The 26373-nt window shown below is 44.7% G+C and carries 22 protein-coding genes; 10 read left to right on the top strand and 12 right to left on the bottom strand.

Annotated elements, in window-relative coordinates; genetic code table 11:
- Positions 1 to 259 precede the first annotated feature (259 nt).
- The 6 genes from JC525_RS11115 (at position 260) to dkgB (ending at position 5424) form a co-directional block, all read left to right on the top strand.
- Positions 260 to 1117 (top strand): PHP domain-containing protein, encoded by an 858-nt coding sequence (locus JC525_RS11115; protein ID WP_198815912.1) that lies wholly within the window; start codon positions 260 to 262, stop codon positions 1115 to 1117.
- Between the two features lie 163 nt (positions 1118 to 1280).
- Positions 1281 to 1901, top strand: coding sequence for an L-threonylcarbamoyladenylate synthase (locus JC525_RS11110; RefSeq protein WP_105931976.1), 621 nt, complete (start codon positions 1281 to 1283; stop codon positions 1899 to 1901).
- A 116-nt stretch (positions 1902 to 2017) separates the two neighbouring features.
- A complete protein-coding gene (locus JC525_RS11105; protein ID WP_198815911.1) occupies positions 2018 to 2881 on the top strand; it encodes a segregation and condensation protein A in 864 nt (287 codons plus the stop codon).
- Positions 2868 to 3461, top strand: a complete 594-nt coding sequence (scpB, locus tag JC525_RS11100) for an SMC-Scp complex subunit ScpB (protein ID WP_198815910.1) — start codon at positions 2868 to 2870, stop codon at positions 3459 to 3461. The genes JC525_RS11105 and scpB overlap by 14 nt, the downstream gene beginning before the upstream one ends.
- Positions 3462 to 3500: 39 nt before the next feature.
- Positions 3501 to 4397 carry a 23S rRNA pseudouridine(2605) synthase RluB gene (gene rluB / locus JC525_RS11095; protein WP_105931979.1) on the top strand — a complete coding sequence of 299 codons (897 nt, stop codon included), beginning with the start codon at positions 3501 to 3503 and terminating at the stop codon, positions 4395 to 4397.
- A gap of 223 nt (positions 4398 to 4620) precedes the next feature.
- Entirely contained in the window at positions 4621 to 5424 is an 804-nt protein-coding gene (gene dkgB / locus JC525_RS11090; protein WP_198815909.1) for a 2,5-didehydrogluconate reductase DkgB, read from the top strand.
- A gap of 155 nt (positions 5425 to 5579) precedes the next feature.
- Here the strand turns inward: dkgB and JC525_RS11085 are convergent, their stop codons facing one another.
- Complete coding sequence (locus JC525_RS11085; protein ID WP_198815908.1) at positions 5580 to 6146, bottom strand: sugar O-acetyltransferase; 567 nt, start codon at positions 6144 to 6146, stop codon at positions 5580 to 5582.
- A 39-nt stretch (positions 6147 to 6185) separates the two neighbouring features.
- Positions 6186 to 6857, bottom strand: a complete 672-nt coding sequence (locus JC525_RS11080) for a hypothetical protein (protein ID WP_198815907.1) — start codon at positions 6855 to 6857, stop codon at positions 6186 to 6188.
- Between the two features lie 981 nt (positions 6858 to 7838).
- Here JC525_RS11080 and JC525_RS11075 point away from each other — a divergent pair.
- On the top strand, positions 7839 to 9125 hold the full coding sequence (locus tag JC525_RS11075) for a DUF445 domain-containing protein (protein ID WP_198815906.1): 1287 nt from the start codon (positions 7839 to 7841) through the stop codon (positions 9123 to 9125).
- Positions 9126 to 9239: 114 nt separating this feature from the next.
- Here the strand turns inward: JC525_RS11075 and tmpT are convergent, their stop codons facing one another.
- The 6 genes from tmpT to JC525_RS11045 all read right to left on the bottom strand — a co-directional run bounded on the left by tmpT (position 9240) and on the right by JC525_RS11045 (position 16584).
- Positions 9240 to 9893 carry a thiopurine S-methyltransferase gene (gene tmpT, locus JC525_RS11070; protein ID WP_198815905.1) on the bottom strand — a complete coding sequence of 218 codons (654 nt, stop codon included), beginning with the start codon at positions 9891 to 9893 and terminating at the stop codon, positions 9240 to 9242.
- Positions 9894 to 10001: 108 nt separating this feature from the next.
- Positions 10002 to 10358, bottom strand: coding sequence for an outer membrane protein assembly factor BamE (locus JC525_RS11065; protein ID WP_198815904.1), 357 nt, complete (start codon positions 10356 to 10358; stop codon positions 10002 to 10004).
- A 124-nt stretch (positions 10359 to 10482) separates the two neighbouring features.
- Positions 10483 to 12168, bottom strand: coding sequence for a DNA repair protein RecN (recN, locus tag JC525_RS11060; protein ID WP_198815903.1), 1686 nt, complete (start codon positions 12166 to 12168; stop codon positions 10483 to 10485).
- 304 nt (positions 12169 to 12472) lie between these two features.
- Positions 12473 to 12982: a DNA starvation/stationary phase protection protein Dps gene (gene dps, locus JC525_RS11055; protein ID WP_105931987.1), complete on the bottom strand. Its 510-nt coding sequence runs from the start codon at positions 12980 to 12982 to the stop codon at positions 12473 to 12475.
- Between the two features lie 278 nt (positions 12983 to 13260).
- Positions 13261 to 14136 carry an NAD(+) kinase gene (gene nadK, locus JC525_RS11050; protein WP_105931988.1) on the bottom strand — a complete coding sequence of 292 codons (876 nt, stop codon included), beginning with the start codon at positions 14134 to 14136 and terminating at the stop codon, positions 13261 to 13263.
- Between the two features lie 90 nt (positions 14137 to 14226).
- Positions 14227 to 16584 carry a fatty acid cis/trans isomerase gene (locus tag JC525_RS11045; RefSeq protein ID WP_198815902.1) on the bottom strand — a complete coding sequence of 786 codons (2358 nt, stop codon included), beginning with the start codon at positions 16582 to 16584 and terminating at the stop codon, positions 14227 to 14229.
- A gap of 271 nt (positions 16585 to 16855) precedes the next feature.
- Between JC525_RS11045 and JC525_RS11040 the strand changes: the two genes are divergently transcribed.
- Entirely contained in the window at positions 16856 to 18016 is a 1161-nt protein-coding gene (locus JC525_RS11040) for an iron-containing alcohol dehydrogenase (RefSeq protein ID WP_198815901.1), read from the top strand.
- A gap of 116 nt (positions 18017 to 18132) precedes the next feature.
- Here the strand turns inward: JC525_RS11040 and JC525_RS11035 are convergent, their stop codons facing one another.
- From JC525_RS11035 to JC525_RS11020, 4 genes are all read right to left on the bottom strand, one after another.
- Positions 18133 to 18900, bottom strand: a complete 768-nt coding sequence (locus JC525_RS11035; RefSeq protein WP_198815900.1) for a 3-hydroxybutyrate dehydrogenase — start codon at positions 18898 to 18900, stop codon at positions 18133 to 18135.
- Complete coding sequence (locus tag JC525_RS11030) at positions 18893 to 19951, bottom strand: extracellular catalytic domain type 2 short-chain-length polyhydroxyalkanoate depolymerase (protein WP_442859550.1); 1059 nt, start codon at positions 19949 to 19951, stop codon at positions 18893 to 18895. The genes JC525_RS11035 and JC525_RS11030 overlap by 8 nt, the downstream gene beginning before the upstream one ends.
- A complete protein-coding gene (locus tag JC525_RS11025) occupies positions 19951 to 21120 on the bottom strand; it encodes an E22 family MetX-like putative esterase (protein WP_198815898.1) in 1170 nt (389 codons plus the stop codon). Before JC525_RS11025 ends, JC525_RS11030 begins: the two co-directional genes overlap by 1 nt.
- Positions 21121 to 21450: 330 nt before the next feature.
- Positions 21451 to 22746, bottom strand: coding sequence for a GntP family permease (locus tag JC525_RS11020; RefSeq protein ID WP_198815897.1), 1296 nt, complete (start codon positions 22744 to 22746; stop codon positions 21451 to 21453).
- Between the two features lie 306 nt (positions 22747 to 23052).
- Between JC525_RS11020 and JC525_RS11015 the strand changes: the two genes are divergently transcribed.
- The gene (locus JC525_RS11015; protein ID WP_198815896.1) at positions 23053 to 25413 is read left to right on the top strand and encodes a TonB-dependent receptor; all 2361 of its coding nucleotides are present in this window, start codon (positions 23053 to 23055) and stop codon (positions 25411 to 25413) included.
- A 177-nt stretch (positions 25414 to 25590) separates the two neighbouring features.
- Positions 25591 to 26259 carry a response regulator gene (locus tag JC525_RS11010; protein ID WP_198815895.1) on the top strand — a complete coding sequence of 223 codons (669 nt, stop codon included), beginning with the start codon at positions 25591 to 25593 and terminating at the stop codon, positions 26257 to 26259.
- The last annotated feature ends 114 nt before the right edge of the window (positions 26260 to 26373 follow it).

Here is a 26373-nt window from a genome sequence, read left to right as displayed (position 1 = left end):
CAAAAAGATAAAAAAAAGGCCCGTATAAACGGGCCTTTATGTGTTTTCACTCACGCACTACAGTGCACACCGCCCGTTAATTTAGGGAGTGCCACCACCAAGCTGCAACTGTCATTGCGGTAGAATTGTTGTAAGGATGCATGAATTACTCGTTGTTTTTTCAAACTTCAATAGGATCTGAAGCTGTTAGTACGTATACTTTGTGCGTATAGAAGAAAACAAATTGCCTTTCGTGTCAACCTAAAATTTGCATATTACTTTGAAAATAGATTTACATAGCCATACAAAATACTCAGACGGCCATCTCACGCCAGAAGAATTAATCCTTCGAGCTCACACCATGCAGGTGGATGTACTTGCGCTTACCGACCACGACACCGTAGCGGGCCTGGACGAGGCTCATGCCACTCAAGCAAAACAAAAGCGGTCTTTAACCATTATTGACGGCGTTGAAATTTCCACTACTTGGCACGGTTTTGATATCCACATTGTAGGCTTGAACGTAGACAGACAATGCCCAACGTTCTTATCTCACCTCAATGGTCAAGCTCAAGTCCGCGAGGCACGCGCTGAAAAAATAGCTGATAAACTTGAAAAATGTGGGTTTGAAGGCGTTTTAACGCGAGCTAAAGCGCTAGCAGGTGTAGGGCAGGTCACACGTGCTCATTTTGCTCGAGTGTTAGTGAACAATTATGGCGTGCCCACAATGCAGGCTGCGTTTAAAAAGTACTTGGGCAAAGGTAAACGGGCAGCGGTAAAAGCCGAGTGGCCAAGTATAGAAAGTGCAATTGAATGGATCCACGATGCAGGTGGCCAAGCAGTGCTGGCGCACCCTGCGCATTACGACATGACGGCCAAATGGTTAAGGCGTTTGGTTGCTCTGTTTGCGCAATCTGGTGGTGATGCCATTGAAACGGCGTTCCCCGGTATTAACAAAACTAAGCAAGAACTTATCAATGAAATTGCACAAACTCACAATTTGCTAGCTTCAGCAGGCTCTGACTTTCACTTCCCCTCTCGCTGGACTGAGTTAGGTAAAAACCTTGGAATTAATAGCCAACTAACGCCTATCTGGCACGATTGGCTGCAGATAAAAGGGCTTGAAACTGCGCCGTGAGCAAATCTATAGTTAGACGTGAGCGGTAGCAGTAGAAATGAGTAGTTGATAGAAGTAAAGCGATAAAAAGTCGTTGCTCGGTCAACCAATGTCTATAGAGACAAGCATAAAAAGCGTACAACGCAAATCTGTTGAAAAACGCTTTTTAGAAAAGGAAGTAATCATGAGTCAATTTTTTTATGTACACCCAGATAACCCGCAAAAACGCCTGATAAGCCAAGCATGCGAGCTAATTCGCGAGGGGGCGGTTGTGGTCTACCCCACAGACTCAGGCTACGCCATAGGCTGTCAAATGGAAGACAAGAAGGCGTTAGAGCAGCTTTGCCGCATCCGTCAAATAGATAAAGACCACAATTTTACTTTGATGTGTCGTGATATGTCAGAGCTATCAATTTATGCCAAGGTTGATAACACTGCCTTTAGGCAGATAAAGAACAATACGCCAGGTCACTATACGTTTGTGCTAAAAGCAACGCGAGAAGTACCGAAGCGCTTACAGAATCCCAAACGCAAAACCATTGGGATCCGCGTGCCGGATAACGCCATTGCGCTAGCATTACTGGAAGAACTTGGCGAGCCGTTGATGTCTACGTCTTTGATTTTGCCAGGCAACACCATGGCTGAATCAGACCCTGACGTGATTCGAGATAATTTAGAAAAGCAAGTCGGGCTTATCATTCACGGAGGTTATATTGGCGAACATCCTACAACTGTGATTGATTTATCAGAAGATACACCCGTTATTTTACGTCATGGTACTGGTGACCCGTCTCCTTTTGAATAACTAATGGGTGAACGGCACGTTTAAGAAAATGGCGAAACAGGCATATGACGTTAATGAGTGAACGTTAGAACCAAATAATAATCGCTGCGGCAGCATGTAAAAACGGTTGTAGGACTGTGTCTGAACTAATTAATAAAAATAATAACAATAAAGAAGCGCCTCTTGACAAAGGGCTTGCGGCACCTGTTCAGCAACCGCTTCCGCTTGCGTTTATTAATGGCGAAGCGCTTATTGAAAAACCGGAAGATTTGTTCATCCCTCCCGACGCCCTAGAAGTTATTCTTGAAACTTTCGAAGGACCTCTCGACTTACTGTTGTATTTAATCCGTAAGCAAAAATTTGATATCACTACGCTGCCAATCGCCGCCGTTACCAAGCAGTATATGGAGTATGTAGACGCCATGATGGCGCTAAAACTAGAGCTGGCAGCAGAGTATCTATTGATGGCCGCTATTCTGGCCGAAATAAAGTCTCGTCTATTATTACCAAAGCACAGTGAAGACAGTGAAGAAGAAGACGATCCTCGGGCCGAATTAATCAGGCGTTTAAAAGAATATGAATTGGTGAAACAGGCCGCGGAGGACTTGGATATTCAGCCCCGACTTGAAAGGGATGTGTTTAAAGCACACGTGGAAGTCAGTGAGAATGTCGCGCCAATTCGTGTTGAGCCTAACGTATCTTTAGCTGAGATAGTGCTGGCATTTAGCACAGCGATGAAAAGGGCTGAAGCGTTTGAACACCATACTATTGAAAGAGAGGCCTTAAGCACGCGAGAGCGCATGTCGCTTATCTTATCGTTGCTTACGTCCGCAGAATATACGCCACTCGAACGCCTTTTCACCATTGAAGAGGGAAAGGCCGGTGTGGTGGTTTGCTTCTTAGCAATTTTAGAATTAGTAAAAGAACAGCTAATTTTGTGCATTCAGGCAGGTCCTTATGCAAAAATTCATGTAAAATTAGGTTCGCATGAAGAAAATTAACACGGCGCAGCTAAAACAATTGGTCGAGGCCGCAATATTTGTGGCCGACACGCCTGTAACAAAGCAGCAGTTGAAAGAAACGGTGCTTAATGAGTTCACCGTGGCTGATAGAACTTTGAGTAAGGTAATTAACGAACTAAAGTTAGATTATCAACCTCGAGGCATTCAGTTAGTAGAAGTAGCGAGTGGCTATCGCTTTCAATCATTAGATGCATTAAGCCCGTGGTTAAGTAAATTATGGCAAGAAAATGCGCCTAAGTACTCAAGAGCAATGCTTGAGACACTTGCGCTTATTGCCTATCGTCAACCTATAACCCGCGGAGAAATTGAGCAGGTAAGAGGTGTAGCGGTAAGCAGTAATATTATAAAGACACTCACAGAACGAGACTGGATTAAGGTAGTTGGCCACAAAGAAGTGCCGGGGCGACCTGCACTTTATGCTACCACGAAAGGCTTTTTAGACTACTTTTCAATGGCGTCATTGAGCGATTTGCCCAATGTTAATGCTTTTGAAAATATGGCCGAAAGTATTGCGTCAGACTCGCCGCTTAAGGTGTTAAATGAGGCACCGTCTGAATAGACCGTGCGACCGTAAACAAGCAATTAAGAGTGAAAAACCATGACTGAAAAGTTGCAAAAAGTACTGGCTAACCAAGGGCTAGGCTCGCGACGAGAAATGGAACGTTGGATTGAAGAAGGCCGAGTATCGGTCGATGGCACCAAAGCAACCCTCGGGGATAGAGTTGACCACACCGCACAAATTCGAGTAGATGGACATCTATTGTCTCGTCAAACTGAACAGCCGGTATGCCGTGTTCTAATGTACAACAAGCCTGAAGGTGAACTATGTAGCCGTCATGATCCAGAAGGGCGCGACACGGTATTTGACAGATTGCCAGCTATTCGATTGGGCCGTTGGATCACGGTGGGTCGCTTAGATATGAACACTAGCGGCCTGCTGTTATTTACCAATGATGGTGAATTAGCAAACCGCCTGATGCATCCTAAATGCGAAGTAGAGCGCGAATATGCCGTTCGCGTATTCGGTGAAGTAACGGGTAAAACACTGCATACTTTGCAAAAAGGCGTTGAGCTCGAAGATGGTGAAGCCAAGTTCCTTACCATCTCTGGCGCTCCAACCCCACAACATGCTGAAGATGAAAGCATGAACCGCTGGTATAACGTGACGTTAAAAGAAGGTCGTAATCGTGAAGTACGTCGGCTATGGGAATCACAAGGTGTTCAGGTTAGCCGACTGATCCGTGTTAAGTATGGCCCGATAGAGCTTCAAAAACGTTTGCCTCAAGGTGCGTGGGTTGAGCTTGGCTTAGAAGATGTAAACGCGCTACGCAGTCATGTTCAACTGCCAGATGAAACGCAAACCATGATCAACGTGCGGCAGGGCAAACTTGATCACGCGCGTTTAAGTCGCATGCGCCGCTCGGTTAAAAAGCATAAAGTACGTAAGCAACAAGGCTTAAGTAAACGTGCTGGGCGCCCAGCAAAACGCAAATAGCGAACAACCCACTTCAATACAACGCTAACAAAGCCGCCAGTTACGCTAGCGGCTTTTTTATGTCTTCCGCTTATCGATTATTCACCAAATGTTTATCATTTCTTTTTTACGGCGTTATTTTAAAGCGCGTTTATACCGATCTTCTTTGCGAAACCTGCCGTAGCAAAATATGAATGTGCTACTTGACGTAGCGGATGTCTAAGACACGGAAAAGGAGATGGTAATGAAAGACATGCCTCAGTTAGGAATGGGAACCTTTCGTTTAGAAGGTGAGGAAGCCCGAGAGTCAGTCAGTAAGGCGCTAGATGTTGGTTTTAGACACATAGACACCGCCCAGTTTTACGGAAATGAAGCAGAAGTCGGAGACGCGATTAAGACCAGTGGCTTAGACAGAAACTCGCTTTTTGTAACGACGAAAGTGTGGCATGAGTCATTGGGGGACGCTCATTTTGTTCCAAGCGTGCATGAAAGTTTGGAAAAATTGAAGCTAGAATACGTTGATTTACTGCTTATCCACTGGCCCTATCCTGGAAATGACATCACGTTAGAGAGTTATTTGGGAAGTCTTGCGCAAGCAAAAGCAGACGGCTTGACGCGACACATCGGTGTGTCAAACTTTACCATTGACCTGCTAGACAAAGCAGAAAGTATTTTGGGCAAAGGCGAAGTGTATACCAATCAAATTGAGATCCACCCCTTCATGCAAAACAAAAAGGTAGTGGACGCCTGCAAAGAAAAAGGTATCCGAGCGACCGCTTATATGCCATTCGCGGTGGGGAAAGTCATGAAGGATGAAACGCTGAAGCGAATTGCTCAAAATCATGATGCAACTCCGGCACAAGTGGTATTGGCGTGGATGGAAAAACGTCACATTTACGCTATCCCATCATCAACCAGTAAACAGCACTTAGCGGAAAATCTAGCTTATGGTGGTGTGCACCTAACCGATGAGGAGCTAGCGCTTGTCGACGATTTAGACAATGGTGAACGTATTGTTGATCCAGACTTCGCGCCTGTCTGGGATTAAGCTCATCCCGCCATTATGGCTGTTGAGTTGATTAACGAAGCAGTAGGTTAGCTTTGCATGCCGCCGCCTCAAAATGTTAATTTTAGGCGGCAAAACATTGAGTTGAGGAAACGAGGGTAAGCTTCGAGCTGCTCGCAATAACGCCCTAAGCGCGTTTAATTCTTTTCTATTTCAATGCGTCTAAGAATTCTGGCTGGGTTGCCTCCAATAACCACATTGTCGCCAAAGGATTTAGTGACCACAGAACCTGAGGCGACAACCACGTTATCCCCTAGGCTCACGCCAGGGTTTATAACAGCCATTCCACCAATCCAGCAGTTATCACCAATGGTTATGGGTTTAGCAAACTCAATTCCTGTAGCCCGTTGAACTGGGTCAATTGGATGGGTAGCGGTATAGAGCCCGACTTGAGGTGCGATCATACAGTTATCGCCAATGGTTACTTTGGCCGCATCTAAAATAACGCAATTGAAATTGGCGTAGAAATTTTCGCCTACATAGATGTTTTCACCGTAATCGCATTTAAACGAAGACTCAATGTAAAGCCTTTTTCCAGTCGAACCGAAAAGCGCTTTTAATAGTCTGGTACGCTTTTTATGGTCACTTTGACAGGTCGCATTGAGCTCGTCTAATTGAATACGGCATTGCTTACGCAATGCCGTTAATGATTTGTCTGACGGGTAGTAAAAATCGCCAGCGAGCATCTTTTCTTGTTCGGTCATAAGGTTTTGAACACGGTACTATAAAGTAATGTCGATACGTTACTGCGCACTACCATAGCTTACAACGACTTTTTGTTTTAACGCTTCGCTCTCAATATCTAAATTGACAGGGCGTTTTAAAATAATATTGCCTTCAACAGTAACTGAAGCGCTTATAGACAACGTAGGTTTGTCGTCAGATTTGCTTCCCCATGAGCTTTCATTCTCTCTGTAAATAATATCGCCATGTACGTGAGAATTACCAGAAAGCGTAATATCACCGTTTAACGTTTTGATGTGTTTCTCAATTTTTGAATCAACTGCAGTGATATCACCATTTACTGTTTCAACACTGCCACCAATGCTACTTTGAGAAGGAAGCGTCACGTTCCCATTTACAGTCTCTACGTCTTTAAGCACAGTTAAATGAGACGATGCACTCACATTTCCATTGACGATATCAATATTTCGGACAGTCACATGACTACCCATTTCAAGGTTGCCATTAACAATGTTGACTTCGTCAGCACCCGCATTGTCGCTAATCTCAACATTGCCGTTTACCGAAGAAATATCGCCGGCATGCTTTCCTTCTGCAATGTCTATATTGCCTAGAATAGAGCTTAAGTCACTGCCATCCAATGCACTAGCATTCCCCACGTGTATAACGCAGCCTGAAAGCAGAGATGCCGAAAGCAATAGAGCTGTTGAGGCGAAAATAGACTTTTTCATATTCTTATATCCTTAACGGTTTTTATATATTTGAGATAACACAATTATTTCATCGTGTTAGTCATTTAACTATCGAGTTTTAATTCAATGTTACTTATCACATTAATCATCACGTTGCGTGCCATTATTTAAAATATAATAAAAACATAAGGATAGCGTTTTTTCTAGAGTGGCGTAAGTCAACTTTGTGGTGTAAAAATGAGTTTAATAGCGTCATCTACTAACGTGTAGCGCATTTGACCACCTTAGATTTCGATGCACGAAAGTACAGAAGTGGACAGACACTCAAAGCTTTACTTTAAAGTAAGGGACAGCCACTTAAGAAAAGTAGTTTGAAGCCAACCGAAAAAGGTTTAAGTGGGTGTCCAAAACATGCACGTGATCCATGTACGAAAGTACAGACGTGGACAGACACTCAAAACTCCGCTTTAAAGTGAGAGGGAGACTTTTGAGAAATATGATTTTGTTTCAATCCACTAAAAGATTTAAGTGGGTGTCCAGAAATGACATCCAGAAATGACACCAAGAAATGCACTGTCACTGATGATTTTTTCGCAATATAAAATAGCGTTGATCGAGTAAGTAAGCGTTGAATATGTGTACAACTTATTTATTAAACTCTGCTCATCTTTTCACCTGAGAAGCTGTCCTCATAATAGGTTTGGCAATAGCTGAATTAGGGCTACTAGATGACTAAGTGACAAACGAATTCATTTTGACTTGATGCTCAAGCGCGCAATTTTTGTGATTAGGCCTATTGTTTGCATATTTGCTCATGATTACGACTTCGTGGCTTTTACATCTTCACGATGAGCGATGGTGAAGACATCTTTAAGAGTGTGAGCGAAACAGTAAAACGCTAACGCGTGAGCAAAGCGCTTTAATTAATTTTCCTCTGTGGCCTCGAAAGTTTTTGCTAAAGAAGAAGGCACACATCTAATCGACAACGATGGTCAACGACTAATTTAAACGGAGCAGTATATGCAGGACAAATATGCACAATTGAATAAAGCTAAGCGGCTAGCGATGTACTGTTTAATTTTTGCCGCGTGTGTATTTGTTGCAACGATATTATTTCCTAAGTTCTATACAGAACTGCAAGATGCCTGGTGGTTGGGACTTATTAAGATGGCCAGCGAGGCGGCGCTTATTGGTGGTCTTGCTGACTGGTTTGCTGTGACGGCTCTATTTAAACCCATTCCCTCCCAGTACCCTATTCCTCATACCAATATCGTGGCTAGCAACAAGTCCGTAATTGCTAATAACTTGTCATTGTTCGTTAAGGAAAAATTCTTTCACCCCGAAGCGATAGAAAAACTGATTCGAGACAGCGATCCTGCGAAGGGCGCTGGAAGGTGGTTGTCTCAAGAGAGAAACGCTACCCGATTAAGTCGCTTTCTATGCGATGCTTTTGCAGGCGTTCTGCGCGTGCTCGATGACAAACCTGTGAAAGCGTTTATCGCTAAAACGGCGCAGAAAGGTATTAATGAACTTGACCTCAGGCAGCTGATGGTCACGTCATTAGGCGCTGTGACGAGAGAGCGGCAGCATCAAGTTGTCCTTGATAGGGTGCTAGGAAAACTAGCCAAACTGCTCGCGGAGCCTGAGACCCAGATTTATATAGCAGATACATTATTTGTTTGGTTAAAAACCGAATACAGCCGAATTGAAAAGTTGTTGCCGTCTAGCTGGTTGAGTGAACAGGGCGCGTTAATTGCTGTTAAAGCCGTTTCGAGTATTTTAGAAGACATATACGAAGATGAGCACCATCCGATTCGCCATGCCTTTGATGAGCAGGTGCACGAATTTTTATACGAGTTGCAGCACAGCCCATTAATGGAGAAAAAGATAAACAGCTATCGTGAAAAAATCATCAATGACCCTGCATTAAATACCTATGTTCAGCAATCATGGGCCAAATTCCATCAATGGCTTTTAAGGTCGCTTGAAGAGCAAAATGGCAAAGCAGAAACTAAAGTGTCGGGCCTTTTGAAAGATTTGGGCACAACGTTAACGCAAGACAGCGAGTTGGCAAAAGCATTTAACAAGCACATTGGAGAAGCCGCTAAATATATGGCGCCAGAGCTGGCTGAGTTTCTCACACGTCATATTCGTGACACGATAAACAGCTGGGACGAGCGAGAAATGGCGCAGCAGGTGGAGCTAAATATTGGTCGCGACCTTCAAAAAGTGCGAATTAATGGCACGATTGTCGGTGGGCTTATTGGTGCAATACTGTTCGGGATAGAAGCTCTGATTGGCCTATAGCGCTGTTCACTGATAGGCAAATCGCGACATAACTATAAATTGTTTACAGTGTGAATGACCCCGAAACGAAAACTAATATTCGCTTCAGGGCGCTCTATGTAAAGTTTGCTTGCGTTACTTGATTTGGAGAGCGAACACTAGATTCTCAGCTTCAACCTTACCCTTTAATCCACCTTCTAACACAGAGCGTTCAAGACGGTTGATAGTGTATTTATCGGAGTAAAGGGACGAAACTGTATCTTCATTTACGCTAAATGGAGGGCCTGCCACTTCATTTTGATCGTAGTCAAAAGAAATAACTAACTGCGGCGCGCACTGGGTGATTGCAACTAAGTGTGCAGCATATTGCTCGCGAAGCGGGCTAGGTAGTGCTACCAATGCCGCTCTATCGTAAACACCCGTTACCTCACCTAAGTCGGTTGGCGTTAGTTTAAAGATATCACCGACGTATATGGTCAAACCATCTTTAGCATAAATTTTACCGTTTGCAGTAGTAGTAACTGTGGGCTCTGCATCTAGCTCTTCAAACAACTGTATAACCGCTACTTCGCTAAGCTCAGCACCTACTACTTCACATCCTTGCGAAAGCAACCAGCCTATGTCACGCGTCTTCCCACATAATGGTACAAATATACGTTTCAAAGAAGCTTCAGAGGTTTCGTCGCCGAGTAGAAAAGACGCGTACTTTACCAAAAGCGCATTGCCTTTTGGTTCATGAAATCCAATTTCGTTCTTTTGCCATTTACTGTGCCAAAAACTATGTTCCATGCGAAACTCACTTATTTTAAACTGCTGACTTCCCTATAAAATAATTGTCACTTTAGGGTAAGTAGAAACAGAGAAGATAGCGGGATAGCGCTACCTTCTCGAAGTTACTTAGTTATCAAGTGGTGTGTTGAAATCTTCGGAGAGTTCAAAGTCACCCTCAACTGCAGTGACTTTGTTATCTACAAAATTTATCACCATTTGCTTTTGAAAATCCTCTCCGCGTTTTTTCATACCGCGCTTCATATCGTATACATAGTACCACGTATCATCGTTGAACGAGTCTTGGACGACCGGATTTCCTAGTACATAGATAACTTGCTCTTTTGTCATGCCAACCCGAAGCTTTTCAACGTCTCTCTGATCTAAGAAGTTTCCTTGAGGAACGTCGATTCGATAGATCCAGTTCGAGCAAGCGGTTGATGTTAGTGTGATGGCGAGAATTACTAATAGGTGTTGCAACTTCATTCGTTAATTTGTCCAGTATTGCCTTTGTTAGTGCCAGCGAGCGTCGCTATCGCGAAATTCGAGACTGTTTTATTGCAAGCGCGAAGGCATGCTACATTGACAACTATGACCAATCAACTGCATTTTAGTTCGATGCAGCGCTTTTAAGCAGCTCTTTTGCATTCGCTAATGCGGATTTCGTGACTTTATCACCGGCTAAAAGTCTTGCAAGTTCATCAATTCTATCTTGCTTGGTAAGCGGCAGCATCTGCGTTTCTGTACTTTCACCATCTGTGATCTTGGTAACAAATAGTTGATTGTGTGCTTGCGCTGCTACCTGAGGTAAATGCGTTACACACATTACTTGTGACTGGCTGCCTAGCTTACGAAGCAAGCCGCCAACGATAGAGGCTGTAGGGCCACTGATGCCTGTGTCCACTTCGTCAAAAATCATTGTTGGGGTGGCGTGATGGTCGCTCGCAATCACTTGAATAGCTAATCCAATGCGCGAAAGCTCACCGCCTGACACGACTTTTTCCAGCTTATCTGCATCTTGACCCGGGTTAGTCGAGACTCTAAATTCCACTGAATCTAACCCCGTACTTACAGGCTTTTTAAGTTCATCATACTGTATTTGAATGTCTACTTTTGCGTGAGGCATATTCATCTGACGAATTTGCGTTTCAATATCTTCACTTAGTTTTTGCGCCGCTCGCTGCCTACTTTCCGAGAGGCTTTGTGTTGCAACTAAATAAGCTGCTCTTGCCTCGGCAACTTCATTTTCTAATGTGCCTAACAGCGTCTCTTGATCCGACAGAGATGCGAACTCTGCAGCCAATTCTTGATGGTGCTGATAAAGGGCCTCGGGCATGACTGAATGTTTACGCGCAAGATCCATCGCCTTCGAATAGCGAGCTTCAACCTGCTGAAGGCGCAAGGGATCGATCTCTAATTGGTCACAATAGCTACGCAACTCGCTTGCCGCTTCTTCTACTTGAATAGCGGCATCGTTCAACAATGCAATCATTGGCGTAAGGCTAGCGTCGTGCGCTTCTAACTCACCCAAGCGCTCAATGCTGCTTTGTATTACAGAAAGCGCGTTGCCCTCATCATTTTCATACAAGTTATACACACTGGTTTGCGCTTGTTCTAGCAGACTTTGTCCATTACTTAACCGCTTGTGCTCCGTTTCCAACTCCTCAAATTCGCCATCCTCAATAGCGAACTCGTCGAGTTCCTGTACTTGATATGTAAGAAGCTGAAGGCGATCTTCTCGTTGCTGAGCTTGTTCTTGAAGTGTTTTGAGTGTGCGCTGCTTGTCTCGCCATTGAGAGTAGGCGTCTTTTACCTTTTCTAAAACATCATTGTGTTTTGCATACCCATCGACAAGATCACGTTGGTGGTCCTCCTTGAGTAGCTGTAGGTGGGTGTTTTGCCCGTGAATAGCAAGTAAAAATTGCCCAAGCCCCTTCAATTGCTGTAATGAAGCTGGCACACCATTTATGAATGCTTTTGAGCGACCTTCTTTTGAAATAACGCGGCGGATGAAGCAGCTGTTTTCATCTTCATCAGACGTCAGCTCGTGCTCATCAAGAAACGCTTTGGCTAACTCATTTTTACTAAGTGAAAAATGAGCAATAATCTCAGCTTTCGCACTGCCTTTACGAACGGCATTTGCGTCTGCACGTTCTCCCAAACAAAGGCTTAAAGCGTCTATCGCAATAGACTTACCAGCACCGGTTTCACCTGTTATAGCAGTAAGCCCGTTTTCAAGCTGCACTGATAACTGTTTTACAACTGCAAAATTAGAAATAGAAAGATGCGCTAACATAACCACACTCGGAAAAAGTTGAACATGATGATATATACAGCAACTGATAATATATACAGTGTTTCGCTGTGTAAAGTGTCGTCGTATAAAAATTGATAAAAAATAGAGGGGATAGGAGTAAGTATATGAATTTATATGGTTTATGAGTGGCTTTTGGTGATTTGTTTACGCGTAACAATTAAATTAAAATATGAAGTTACTGATTTTATACAGCGAAAAGGAGAGCAAAAGCCCTCCTTTACATAAACCTATCTAGATTCGTAGTGTGCCGCTTTACAATTGGCAGCGCACGCAGCGTTATAATTTACTGTTGCAGTTCACCGCTGCCAGACTCAATGTGGGCGCGAACGAACCACTGGAACTGTTCTAAATCTGCCAGCTGGCCTGTAATCATGTCTTCTGAAACTGGGTCGATGTCGCCCAAAATTTCTAGCGCTTTCCTGTGGTCGCCGTTTACGCCGTCATAAACTGCATCCAGAGCCTTAAGGTGGTCAAGCACTAAGCCTTTACCTAGCTGGTAATCTTCCCAGCTGCGGCCTTCTACAATCGCCTTTGGCGTGCCCTTAGGTACACCACCTAACGTGGCAATACGCTCTGCAATGGTATCCGTCATGCCACGGACCGCATCAACTTGCGGATCTAACATTTCGTGCACACCGATAAAATTCGGTCCCACAACGTTCCAGTGAACGTGTTTAAGTGTAAGCTGTAGATCTAATAGCGCGACCAATCGTTGATCCAATACCTTGATAGTTTTGGCAGCGGCATCGTTATCCATTCCTGGGGCTGTAAATTTGATATTGGTATTACTCATGATATCTCCTATTGCTCATTAAAGTAGCAGCGACGTCTTTATGAAGAATTTACGTAGATGTCAGAACACTAAATTCGACAGCGTGTAAATCTTGTTTCGCTGAAAGCTTGGTAAGGAAGCTGCAACAGGTATGCCGTATGTGGAACAGTTTATAAGTAACGGATTTCTTTAATTATTTTTCGTAAGATTAAAAAATCTTTATTTTTCAAGCCTGTAGCTTTGGGAAAATGCTACAGGCTCATGTAATAAATGCACGATAGAGGGTGTTGCGCGGGAATCTAGTAAAGCTTGCTGCCCCAACCTAGTTTTTTGCGAAGTACATTGAAATAGCTATAGCCTTTGGGGTGGACTAAATGAAGTTTATCGGTACTTTTATTTATTCGAATCTCGTCGCCCGGCAGAACCGGAAGCACAATATGGCTGTCGCAGCTAACCTGAAGAGAATGGCTATTTACCTTTGATACCTTCATCGATACTTGGCTGTCGGCGTCAACAACGATAGGGCGACTGCTAAGGGTATGGGGGAACATGGGCACTAGCGTAAGGGCGTCTAGTTTAGGCATGATGATAGGACCACCAGCAGAGAGTGAATACGCTGTTGAACCTGTTGGTGTGGCAACAATAAGCCCGTCACTGCGTTGACTAAACACGAACTGCTCATCTATATAGATTTCGAACTCCATCATATGGGCAACTTTTCCGTGATGCAGCACCACTTCATTCATTGCAGAGTTATTACTTTTGAGTTTTTCATGCCTGTAAACGCCCACTTCAAGCAGAAACCGTTCTTCAACTACACACTCCCCGGTAAAAATGAGATCGAGTTGTTGAGTAATTTCATCGGGGTGAATATCTGTTAAAAAGCCTAAATTTCCGCGATTGACGCCCACCACGTGAATGTCGAAACGTGCCAGTACACGAGCGGCGCCGAGCATACTACCGTCGCCACCAACAACAACCGCTAAATCAGCGTTTTTACCGATGGCAACAAGATTACAGCTTTCAAAATTTTCAGTTTCAAGCTCTTCAGCAATGGTTTCTTCAACAAGCAGTTTGCATCCTTTGGCCAGCAAATAGTCCGCAAGAATGTTTAAGCTGTCATGGGTTGCAGCGTGCTGAGGCTTTCCGATTAACGCAACGGTTTGATAGGGCATGGAATGCTAATGTCCTTTCATTTCCAATGGTTGGACATTAGCACAGGTATTTCGTAAAAGAAAAGCGTAAAGCGATTCAGAGCATGAGGTTTATCTATCCTCTAACCGGTTGTAGTCTAAAAGCCCCCCTTCAATAGGGTATTGCTCTTCTGACCACCTTAGAAGGTTATCGCTAAACGTCCAAAACTGTGGATTAGTGCGGCGCATTCCCACTTTATCAAGTAATGCTTTGTAATCCTTCTCGTTTTTAATTGATTTTAACTGTTCAATTGAACCGATAACCTCCGAAGTTTTGATGAACCAAAATGCGTCGGGGTAACTCCCTAATAATCCGTGCACGAGGGTAACAGAATCTTTAGAAGGCTCGCGATTTTCCTCTTCTTCAAACAGGCTGTTCACGTTGTAATGAGCACTATTTCTAAGCGCCGTAAAAACGTCAATTTTCTCCGGTTCTTCATCGTCTTTTATAACAATTATTGTGGTCTCTGGCATTAAGGTAGCTTGCTGTGCGGGAAGAAAGTCAAGACTCGCTAGCGCTGAAAACTGTTTCTCTGACAATATATTTTTATCGTAGGTCGTGCCTGATGGCAGAACATTGGATAAATGCGTAGAAAGCATTTGGTAGAGCTCTTGTTGAGGGTTTTCTGTTTCAAATACAATACCCGAGGGTTGTTCAAAGCTGTTTATATCTCCCTCTAGGTAGTCGGTTAACTCAGGACTTGCATTTTGATACCACTCCTTAAGTAGCGTATGGCGCGTTTCTGGAGGCAGTAAATTAAGGAAATTTGACTCACCCTCCATGCGCAAAAAGTCCATATACAAACGCGTCATCAATTGATGGCCGTAATTACCGTAAACATCAAAACCTGCCACGAGTAAATAGTGAATTCGCTCTAACAAGGCATAATCGATAACCCATGCGGTTTTAGTAGGCTCACCTGCCATACCCTTTACCACAGTCGCGTTATCGAAATGACGGAACACCGTTAGGCTTGCGTTAGTGTTGTCGCCATCGCCATCCCATATGCTGGAGATATTTAAGTGTTCCCCGTTTTTAAATTCTTCATTCATAAACGCAGTGCGAGCGCGCACATATTCGCCTTGACGTTTAGCATACTTGACCCAGTTAACAGCTAAAGCAGAGCTGTCTTTTTCAGCGGGGAGGTGAAGGTTTTCTTTCTGCGAAGCGTAGAACGCGTTCATGTCTTCAGAGGCAGCTATATCGGGGTCGACGAAGAACACCCAAAATCTGTCGTTAATCACATTGAGTGCGACCTGACCGCGGCAAACAGGTCCTTTGATATAACCCATAATTGTGTTCTGCGCCCGCTCAAGCATAAAGCGATAGCGACTTTCCACAGGAAGCAAGGCAAACGCGGTAAGGGGGTTAGCGGCGACTTCTGATTCGTAAGAGGGGAGCGTTTCAACGGTATAATCGGCGTCGTCAAACCAGGCTTGCCATTTATCGGTTAGCGATTCGTTGATGGCATAAGCTTGATGAGTTTTGCTTACGATAGTTGAAAATACAGGTTGTAGGCGGTAGTAAACCCGGTCGACCTTGGGGTCGTCAAAAGGCCTGCGCGTAGCAATAATATCAAGGGGCTCGCCAGAGGGAGTACGTGAGCGTACTAGGTTAAAAAATTGAGGTTGCTCTTTTTCAGCGGTGACATTTTCGAAATATAGATGAGACGTAAATAAATGCTCATAGATATAGCGGGCAGACAGCCGCATTTTGTTGCTATCGCCATTTAACCATTTTTCTAATGCCACTATTTTAGCGTTTAGTTCTTCTGATATGACATTACTTGAGGAAAGCGGTGCACCGTGATGTAGCCACTGCATGAGGGTATTGTGCTCAGCGTCTGATAATCCAGGCAGGGCATAGGGCATCCCGCCTAAAGGTTGGTCAGCAATGTATTCCCCCATTTCATCAATAGTAGGGCATTGGTTTTCACGGCTTAAACTAATGTCAAAGCCAGAACCTAAATGAGATGTATCGGGAAGTGGATGTTGCTTTTTTAGCAAAAGCATTTGCGCTAGAACTGAAGATTGTGTTTTAGGCTCATTTGTTTCCTTATCTACAGGCAATACATCAAAGAAGCCTCGCTCACGCCACGCCTTGGTGCTGTGAGCGTCTAGAAACATGCGGTTGGGTTGGGCAGCGGTAATTCGGGTTCCTTCGTAAACTTTCTCTTTACTCGCTCCCCTGGCAACGCCCTCCGAGGACGACATTTTCAATTGACAAGGCGCGTCATAACACGCGTGGCAAACCACACAGCGCTGCGTAAGCAAGGGGTTAACTTGCTCATCAAAAAAATTGTCAGGCAAATGTTTTGCAACGGAAAAATTCTCCGTGTCAACTAATAAGGGAGCCTCAGGTTTCGGCCATTGCCATAACGCTATACTAAGAGCGACTGCAAGCAACGCAATTACACCGAGTTTTTTCATAATTCTTATCCTGGGTAAAAGTGGTCACAGTTTACCATTCAATTTTAGTAAAAGGAGGTTAACGTCATCTTTTTAAATGGCCGTCGTTTTATCCGAAAATGACGTTGTTTTAACATCAATTTCACATGTTTGTTGCTTTGCGTACAGCGGTAGGTATGCTGAGAGAAATACTGACTAAGCGTGCAATGAAAAAGCGAAAGAAGCAATTTCTGTTTATCTTGTTACTCGCTTAACGGTAAGACACAAATCAAATAGTTGCAGCGAGGGAAACATGGCTCATCAAATTATACTGCCAAGAACGATGCATATAGGCAAAGATGCTAGCAAGCAAATTACGGAAACGTTGGCTAGCTTAAATTGTTCTAAGCCTTTGCTTATTACCGATAACGTGATGGTTGAATTAGGATATGCAGAGCGCATAGCGAGCTACTTAGCCGAGCATTCCATAGCACTTGATGTTTTCTCTGATACTGTACCTGAACCGACAGTTGCTTCTATATCAGCCGGCGTTGAGGCTTTGCGCGGCAAAGCCTACGACTGCATTATTGCGCTTGGCGGCGGCAGCCCAATTGATAGCGCGAAGGCAATTGGTATCTTGGGTAAATACGGTGGCGAGATGCGCGATTATAAGTTCCCCAGAGTGGTGAACGAAGAAGGGCTGCCTATCATCGCAATTCCGACGACGGCAGGCACTGGTTCTGAGGTGACGCGCTTCACTATCATCACCGATGAACAAACAAGTGAAAAAATGTTGTGTGTGGGCTCAGGGTTCATGCCCACTGCTGCACTTATAGATTTTTCGCTTACTTTAAGTTTGCCGCAACGAGTAACAGCAGATACAGGTATAGATGCCCTCACTCATGCTATTGAAGCTTATGTGAGTCGCAAAGCGAATCTATACAGTGACGCTCAGGCACTTTCAGCTATGGCCCTTATCGCGCCGAACCTACGTACCGTGTTTGCAGATGGTAAGAACGAGAATGCTCGTGAGGCCATGATGTTGGGGTCTACGCTGGCGGGAATTGCCTTTTCCAACGCATCAGTGGCGCTGGTGCATGGCATGAGTCGCCCCATTGGCGCGGCGTTTCATGTCCCACATGGGCTTTCAAATGCGATGTTACTACCCGCTGTTACTGCATTTTCAATTCCTAGCGCCCCTGTGCGTTATGCGCAATGTGCTCGGGCCATGGGAATAGCAACCCAAAGTGATTCAGACGACTTGGCTAATCAAAAGTTAATTAATGAATTAAAAGCCCTTAACGCCGATCTGCAGGTGCCTACTCCGAAAGATTTTGGAATAGATAAAGAGGCGTTCTTTACGTTAACCTCGACCATGGCTGAGCAAGCATTGGCCTCGGGATCACCGGGAAATAACCCGCGTATACCGACCATTGAAGAGATGGTTGCTATCTATGTTTCGCTATGGGATTAGAAAAGTATAAGTTTGGTTTGAAGGGCGCAAAAAAAAGCGTATCAGGCTAAATAAAAAAAGACTGCACTGAGCAGTCTTTTTAACTTCTAAAGCATGAAAGCAGCAGCACTGCGCGGCTATCTTGCCGTCCAACCTCCGTCAAGCACCATGGTTTGCCCGGTAATGTTTCGCGCACTGGGCGACATTAAGAAATTCGCTGTATCTGCGAGTTCTTCCACGCTTACAAATTGCTTTTTGGGCATGGGCTCTAACATTATCTTCGTTATCACCTCTTCTTCGCTCAAATTATTTTCTTTCGCCTGGGCCGCAATTTGCTGTTCTACCAACGGCGTTTTTACATAGGCGGGGCATAGTGTGTTGATGGTCACGTCACAGTCACCGGTTTCAAGAGCAATGGTTTTTGCGAACCCCAAAAGCCCGTGTTTGGCTGCTACATAGGCAGATTTAAAAGGAGAAGCCACAAGAGAATGTATTGAACCTATATTGATTATGCGTCCATAATTTTGCTCTCGCATTGCGGGTAAAAACGCTTGAGTTAGCAGAGCCGGGCCCACCAGCATAATGTTGATTAGCTGCTGCCACTTATCTGCAGGGAAATCTTCAATGCGAGAGACATGCTGTATGCCTGCATTATTAATCAATACATCAACAGTATATTTGCCTAAAGCGTCAGGTAGTGCCGCCACCTGTTGGGCATTACAAACATCAACGGCAATAGCACTAGCCGAGCCTTCCAAATGGGCAAGCTTAGCTACGGCAGCCTTAGCCGCCTGTTCGTTTATATCAGCAATAATAACGTGGTGGCCTTGTCTGATCATAGATTCAGCAATACCGAAACCAATACCGCTGGCGCCACCTGTGATAAATATCGTTCGCTTACTCATCGGCGTTTCCTTTATTGTCCTTCACAGGAAGACGAGTGTTCAGTGAAAATAGCAGCTCTTTAACGGCGGCGATTTGTGCGCCATCCCTGTTAGCGTAGTCACTGGACGCATAGCCCCACCAATCCCAGCAACCTTGCGGATTTAGCGGCATAAACAGCGATTTTTTAGTTTGCGGATAAAGCACCACAATATTGTTGTCATCGGCCCACTCATTTAGCCCTGTTTGAGTTGTGTAGGCGTCGCCAACGGCGTCTGCGTATTGATTACAGCCGTGAAAGCTAATATGCGCTCTACAGGGTTCTCCTTGTGCGCAGCTTTCTGGTACATACACAAAGCCTTCATTTGCTAAGGTTTTTGCGTTGCTCCCTGCTATTTTTTGCTGGTCTATGGAATGTATTTTCCCAGAAAGTGATTCATCGGGAGGGCTAACGTCTGCGATGAGATGAGAGAGCAGGGCGCCCGCGGCGTCATAGTCGCAGTTACCTATGAAAGGGCTTTCTGATTTCATGCAGTCTACTCCCTTTTCCTTTGTTGGGAATACATGCGCCATTGGCTTGTCGTTGATATAGGTAATGTTTTGAGTGTCTGTCCATAGTTTGTATTGTTCAAAAAGTAAGGCGCTGACTTTCGCGACCACTCGGGTGTCTTGGGTGCCATGGAAAAGCCAAATTTTGGCATCTTTCATATTATTGAGGGGCGCAATTTTTCCTTCTGATTCATACTGTTTAGCTTTTTCGTTTAGCGCTTTAATGTCTATATCGCCCTCAATTTTATTGACACATTGTGCTAGGGCAGTGGTTATGTCTCCTTGAGCACAAAAGTAAGGGCCACCGGCAATAACGCCCACGCCTTTTACCCAGTCGCTATGGGCTAGCTGGAATTGGGTGGCCATATACCCGCCAGAGGATAGGCCAGACACGGTGACATTTTCTAAATCGAGTGCGAGCTTGGGAATCTCGTTATTAGCAACCGAAGCAGCACTGAACGTAAGCGCGCTAGCACTGAAAAAAGAAAGACACAGAGCCCGGCGTAAATAAAAATGTTTTTTCATCATAAATTTGCTTCCTTTTCATTTTCTAAAAATTGGCGAATGGCTTTTGCCTGAGCGGAAACGTTACTGACGCCTTCTAAGTGTCCTAACTTACCGTTTAGTGTTAAAAGTGTGGAATTCTTGTTCTGTGAAAGTAAGCCTTGGTGGGCATCTTGCGACAAATAAGGCATGAGAAGTAAATCGGTTTCTGCTGGTATAAAAAGTGTTTTTGCTTTTATCGATGCAAGGCTTTGCTTAAGATTATTATCATGGCCTGCCACAAATAGCTGGCAGGCACGAACCAAGTATAAAAGGTGATTAGCATCCATACTTTTTGCACGGGCCTCGGCGCGTTCGCGTAGCCAAGTCACAATGCTATGCGACTGACGAATATCGTCAAGCGGAGCAGATTCAATATTTTTAAACCCTAGGTTGCTGCCTTGCTCGTTAAAAAATGTTGGGGTAAGCGCATGTTGAGTGATCAGCATCAACGAGGCCACCAAGCCTTTAAATGGTCTATCGTTTTCGGTGTAGGCACCGTCGTTCCATTTGCTATCAAGCTTGATGGGATTAGCCCAGTGCTCTAGGGCAGATGTGGTCCAGGCGTCACTTTGTCCAGCCCCGATGACAGAAATCATTCGTTCAACCCAGTCGGGATAGGCACTTGCCCAATCAATGGCCTGCATCGACCCCATAGAAGGCCCGATAACGGCGTAAAGTTTGCTAATGCCTAGGTTTTCAAGCAACGCCTTCTGCACGTTAACGAAATCTCGAATGGTTACCACAGGGAAGTCTAAACCGTAGGGCTTTCCTGTATCCGGATTAATTGAAGCGGGCCCTGTAGTAATAACGTTGGGGTCATAAGCGTTTAAATTAGCCAAGGTATCTACACTGACAACGTAAAAGCGGTCCGTATCTATAGCTTTCCCTGGACCAATGATGCTGTCCCAGTATCCTGTGGCAGTATCATCGGGATTATATTTTCCAGCTGCATGGGATGAACCTGAAAAATAATGCGTAATAAGAATAACGTTACTTTTATCCTCATTTAACTTTCCGTACGCTTCCCAGCCGACCTTCACGTCTTTAATACGCTGGCCACCAAACGTTGTAAAAAGCGGCATCTCAAACACTTGTTTTTCTACTACCAACGGAGATGAAGGTACCGTATCTGGTTTTCCGATACTCATCGCTTCACTAGCGAACGACGGAAAACTGAGTACGGTTACGAAACACAAAACTAAACAAAAACCTAAAGAAAGTCTTAGGTTCAATTTTCTATTAGACGGAGCATGTTGTTTTATAGCAAAACGGTCTGTTACCCCCGCCATAAATGCCGAAATCAACAGTCTTTGCAATTTGCTATTGATTGAAAAGAGCCTCATGGCAAGTTGAGCTATATTTTTTACACACTCACTTTTGGCACTCATAGAACCTTTCTTTTTTACATCTTTTGTTTTGCGTCTTTTGCATAGCGCAGCATATCCAGTGTTTGTTTTTTTCATAACGTTTATGCCACCCTACAAAATGCTAAAAAGACCAATGGCCATGGCAAGGCCAATAACCGGCACTACTACCGTCAGCGCGCCAACTGCCCAATAGGCGGCCTGATGGGTTTCATGACATATCGCACGTATGGTAGTGACGACGTAACCATTATGAGGTAGCGAATCTAACGCACCTGACGATATAGAAACAATTCTGTGTAACTGTTCAGGCTCAACGCCTTGGTCAAGATAATGAGGTGCCACTAAGGGAAGGGCGATGGCCTGTCCACCAGACGCGCTACCCGTTAAGCCAGCAATAACACTGACTGCAATGGCGGCGCCAATTAGCTCGTTTCCAGGAATTTGCGTCATTAATGCAACGGTCGTTTGAAACGCGTCAGTGTTTTTTGCAATTGAACCAAAACCTACAACTGCTGCAGTATTACCTATCGCAATAAGCGCGCCCGTTGTGCCCGCATTAATGGCCATTGGTAGACTCAGAAAATGCTTGAAATTAATAGTCAACAAACATAATACGCCACCGCCTAATGCAAGAATAAGCGCCAGTTGCGCAAGCTCTTCATGAAATAAAAAAGAAATAACTAACACCACAACCAGCGGAACAATGCCGGTAAGCGGGTGGGGCAGGGCTCTTTCACGCACTTGCGGATCACTTTCTCTTGCTTCGAAAACCTCGCCGTTGGCCACAGCTTTTGTTATCATTTTAGCGAGCCACCAATAGCCAAAACAGGCCATAAACACCGCGACAATAAGGCTAACTTCCCACGCTGCAAAGGGTGAAGTACCCAAATACTTTATAGGGATCCAGTTTTGGATTTCAGGTGAGCCCGCAGAGGTCATGGTAAACGTCACCGAGCCAAAGGCCATGGCGGCAGGAATGAAGCGACGGGGTAAATTGGCATCTTTAAACAGGCTTACTGCCATAGGATAAACAGAAAACGCCACCACAAAAACGCTGACGCCACCATAAGTTAAAATAGCGCAAGCGAGCACAACGGCCAAAACGGCGCGCTTATAGCCAATCTTGGTGACGATCCAGCGAGATACCGCATCTGCAGCCCCAGTGTCTTCCATGAATTTACCAAACAGTGCACCTAGTAAAAACATAAAAAACCAAGAGGCAATGAAGCCTGAGAACCCACTCATATAGGTCTCAACAAAATTTACGTCACCAGTAAATACCCCAATGTTGTTAGTTACGGCAACGACGAGGGCACACAAGGGGGCAGCAATAAAGAGGTTCATTCCGCGTATTGTCAAAACAATAAGCAACAACAGACCGCCTACCAAGCCAATCATACTTAACATAATTATTATTCCTTAAAAATCTGTGACCGCAGATGATCCGAAACAGTTAAGTCGATTAGTGATTTGCTCACACTCAAAACCGCAAAGTGTATACAAATCAGATAAAAAGCATTCATAACAGACCCAGAGTTTGACGTTACTTTTACCAAAATCCCATAGTACGATGGTACTACATACTATTAACAATTAATTAACTAAAGTGATTTTGACCGTAGGCAATACATCCGGCAGTGATGAGGGCCTGTTGATCTTTTCTGTACAGCAAAGATCAAGAGGCCCTATAACTTAGAACAACAAGGACTCACTATGTCTAAATCAACACACACACTAAATTGGGTTTCATCCTACAAAAGAAAATCAAGCACATGCGCTGTGGCTAAAAGGCCCGCTCGTAGTCTCTGTGCTCTTGCAGTCGCCGGCGTACTTTGCGCTACGCCAGCGTTTGCACAAGAAAATCAAACGTCGACAAGTGATCAGGATGCAGAAAAAGGCAAGTTAGAACGCATCGAAGTCACAGCGCGAAGAACCGTGGAGTCGCTTCAAGAAACACCGGTTGCAATCACATCCATTGGCGCAGTTGAGCTGGGCGAAAAAGGCATCAGCGTGCTAACCGAAATCCAGCAGTTTTCTCCGAATACCACACTGCAAACAAGCCGCGGAACGAATTCAACGCTTACTGCTTTTATTCGCGGCTTAGGCCAGCAAGATCCGCTATGGGGCTATGAACCAGGGGTTGGGATTTACGTTGATGACGTCTATATTGCACGCCCCCAAGGTGCGGTACTTGACCTGTTGGATGTGCAAAGAATTGAAGTACTGCGTGGCCCTCAAGGTACGCTATACGGTAAAAATACTATCGGTGGTGCAGTAAAGTATGTGACCAAAGAGATGACCGGCGACACTCAAATGAATGTAGAGGCTACGTTAGGCAGCTACAGTCAGCGGGATATTAAAGTTACCGGTCAAATTCCCCTTGTCGAGGATACGGTTTATCTCGGTGTTGGCTATGCTAATTTGAACCGCGATGGTTTCGGCGAATACCTGATCAGCGCACTGCCAAATCAAGATAGAGAAAACTACAACAAAGATTTATGGGCAGCGAGAGTATCTCTTGAAATTCACCCTAACGAAGATCTATTTTTCCGTATTGGATGGGACAAAACGGAAGACACGTCTAATGCAAAAGGAGGCTACCGCTTAATTCCAAGTATCTTAACCGATGCACCTGTGCCGGATTCAGTGTACGACTCTTATACCAGCCTACCGACGTGGAATAAAGTTGAGCTAGAAGGGTATAACTGGTTAGCGCGCTATAACGTGAATGACAACTTAGAGCTTAAGTATATTGGCTCACACCGCGAAAGTTATTCACCTACCAATATCGATTTTGACAACACGCCGTTGCCCATCTTTGACGTGCCTGCAGAATACGATGACAGTAATGATACCCACGAGCTTCAAGCAAACTATATTGGAGATACTTTCAGTCTTGTCTCAGGATTATATTTCTACGACGGTGAAAGCTGCGGAAACTTTGACGCAATCCTAGGTGTGCTCGGCCAATCACTTGGAGCGCCTGGGCTAACCCGTGAAGTCACTGGATGTAACAACTCAGAAAGCTGGGCCGCTTATGCGCAAATGAACTATGACGTTAACGACAAACTATCGCTTTCTTTGGGGGCTCGTTTTACCGATGAAGAAAAGTCGGCATTTGTTAACAACGGTTTGGTGTTTGCCAATGTTTACCCGTCGACAGATTGGATTCAAGGCTATATAAGGCCCGATGGTCAACTTGTACCCCAAGTGTTAGGGACAGACACTGATGGAGACGACATCGTAGATGCGCCAGCAGTGGAGAGTTGGTCGCGATTTACGCCGCGGGTGGGCGTAGAATATCAGATGGACCGAGACACTATGTTCTTTGCCAGCTATTCCCAAGGCTTTAAATCTGGCACATTTAACCCACGGGCTCAAACCAATGAGCCTGGCGTTAGACCCGAAGTGGTAGATAGCTTTGAACTAGGCGTTAAAAGTGACCTAACCGATGCGCTTCGCCTGAACGTAACCTTGTTCTCTTATGATCACAAGGACCGTCAATACATAGGTGTTGAGGGAGATTTGTCTGACCCTACGGCGCTTGATCAGCGCTTACGCAATGCGGCGGAAACCGCGGCAAAAGGTGCTGAATTAGAGATGACATGGGTAGCGTCAGATAATCTACAGTTTGATGTTGCTTATGGCTATATCGACTTTGAGATTAAGAAAAATAACGCCATTCCTCCGCTTATCGGTTTGGCAAGCACGCCGGAAAATACTTTTAATTTCAATGCCAACTACTTACTGGAAACGAGCTTTGGGGATATTGCGTTCAACGCCAACTATTATTATCGCGATGACTACCTTATCTTTGAAACCAGCGACCTGATTCAGCAAGATGCCTACGGTATGGTGAACTTAAGCGCCCGCTGGGAAAGTGTTGAAGGCGACTGGTATGCCGGATTACACGTTAAGAATCTGACCGATGAAGAATATCTGGTTGGCGGTTACGACTTTGTCACTCAAGATGGCGAAGGTAACTTTGGTCCCGGCCTAGGCGGTGACACTACGCTTATTGGTTACTATGGCGACCCGCGCACGGTGCACTTGACCGTTGGCTATAGATTCTAGGTAAAACTATTTAGATTCACTTGCTATGCCTAGGCTTAAGTGCCTAGGCATGCTTGCTTTGGCTCTCAATGCAGAGACGGTCATGCCAAGCTGGCTTTTAGTTAAGCAAACACGTTAACTTTTTTTACTTGCGTGGTAGTATGTGAATTAACAAGGTAGTTACAAGTTGATAGCATTATGTCTGTAAAAATCCTGATTGCTGACGATCATCCGTTATTCAGGGCCGCAATGTGCCATGCACTTAACAGCATCGAGCGCATTTCGCTTGTAGAAACGTCCACCTTTCCTGATACCCTTAACTGTCTAGCGTCAAATGACGATATTGATATACTTTTCTTAGACCTTACCATGCCTGGCAACGAAGGATTAAATGGCCTTGCCGAGGTGCATGCGTTACATCCCGACGTGCTAGTTGTTGTGGTTACTGCGCAGGAAGATTGCGATGTTATGGCTAAGTCGTTTGCGCTAGGTGCAAGCGGTTTTATTCCTAAGTCAGCCTCTGTCGATTGCATTATTGACGCGGTTAATACTGTACTTGATGGGGAGACTTGGATTCCTGCCACATCACAAATGTCATCGGGGGGGCTGAATACGTCCACCGGTCTTGATGAAAATAGTAGTAGCGGCGACGATGATTTTACTCGCCGATTGAAGCAACTCACGCCTCATCAGCTTAAAGTACTTCGCATGGTATCAGACGGTTTGCTTAACAAGCAGATTGCCTACGAGTTGGCTATTTCAGAGTCTACTGTTAAACAACATGTGTCAGCCGTATTAAGAAAACTTGGCGTGATTAACAGAACTAAGGCTGGCATAGCGTTTAAAAATGCGATGCATTTAAATTAGCAGTGTATTGGTTTCAGATAGTTAAAGCTTAGGTAAAATGAGTTATTACCTGAATACACTACAAACGGTGTAGCTAAGCTTACTTTTGAGAACCTTTTTCAAGGTGAACCTCAA

This window comes from Alteromonas sp. IB21 (assembly GCF_016405965.1).
Classification (GTDB): domain Bacteria; phylum Pseudomonadota; class Gammaproteobacteria; order Enterobacterales; family Alteromonadaceae; genus Alteromonas.
The sequence above is the reverse complement of the archived record's forward strand: the minus strand, read 5'-3'. Positions and strand labels throughout refer to the sequence as shown.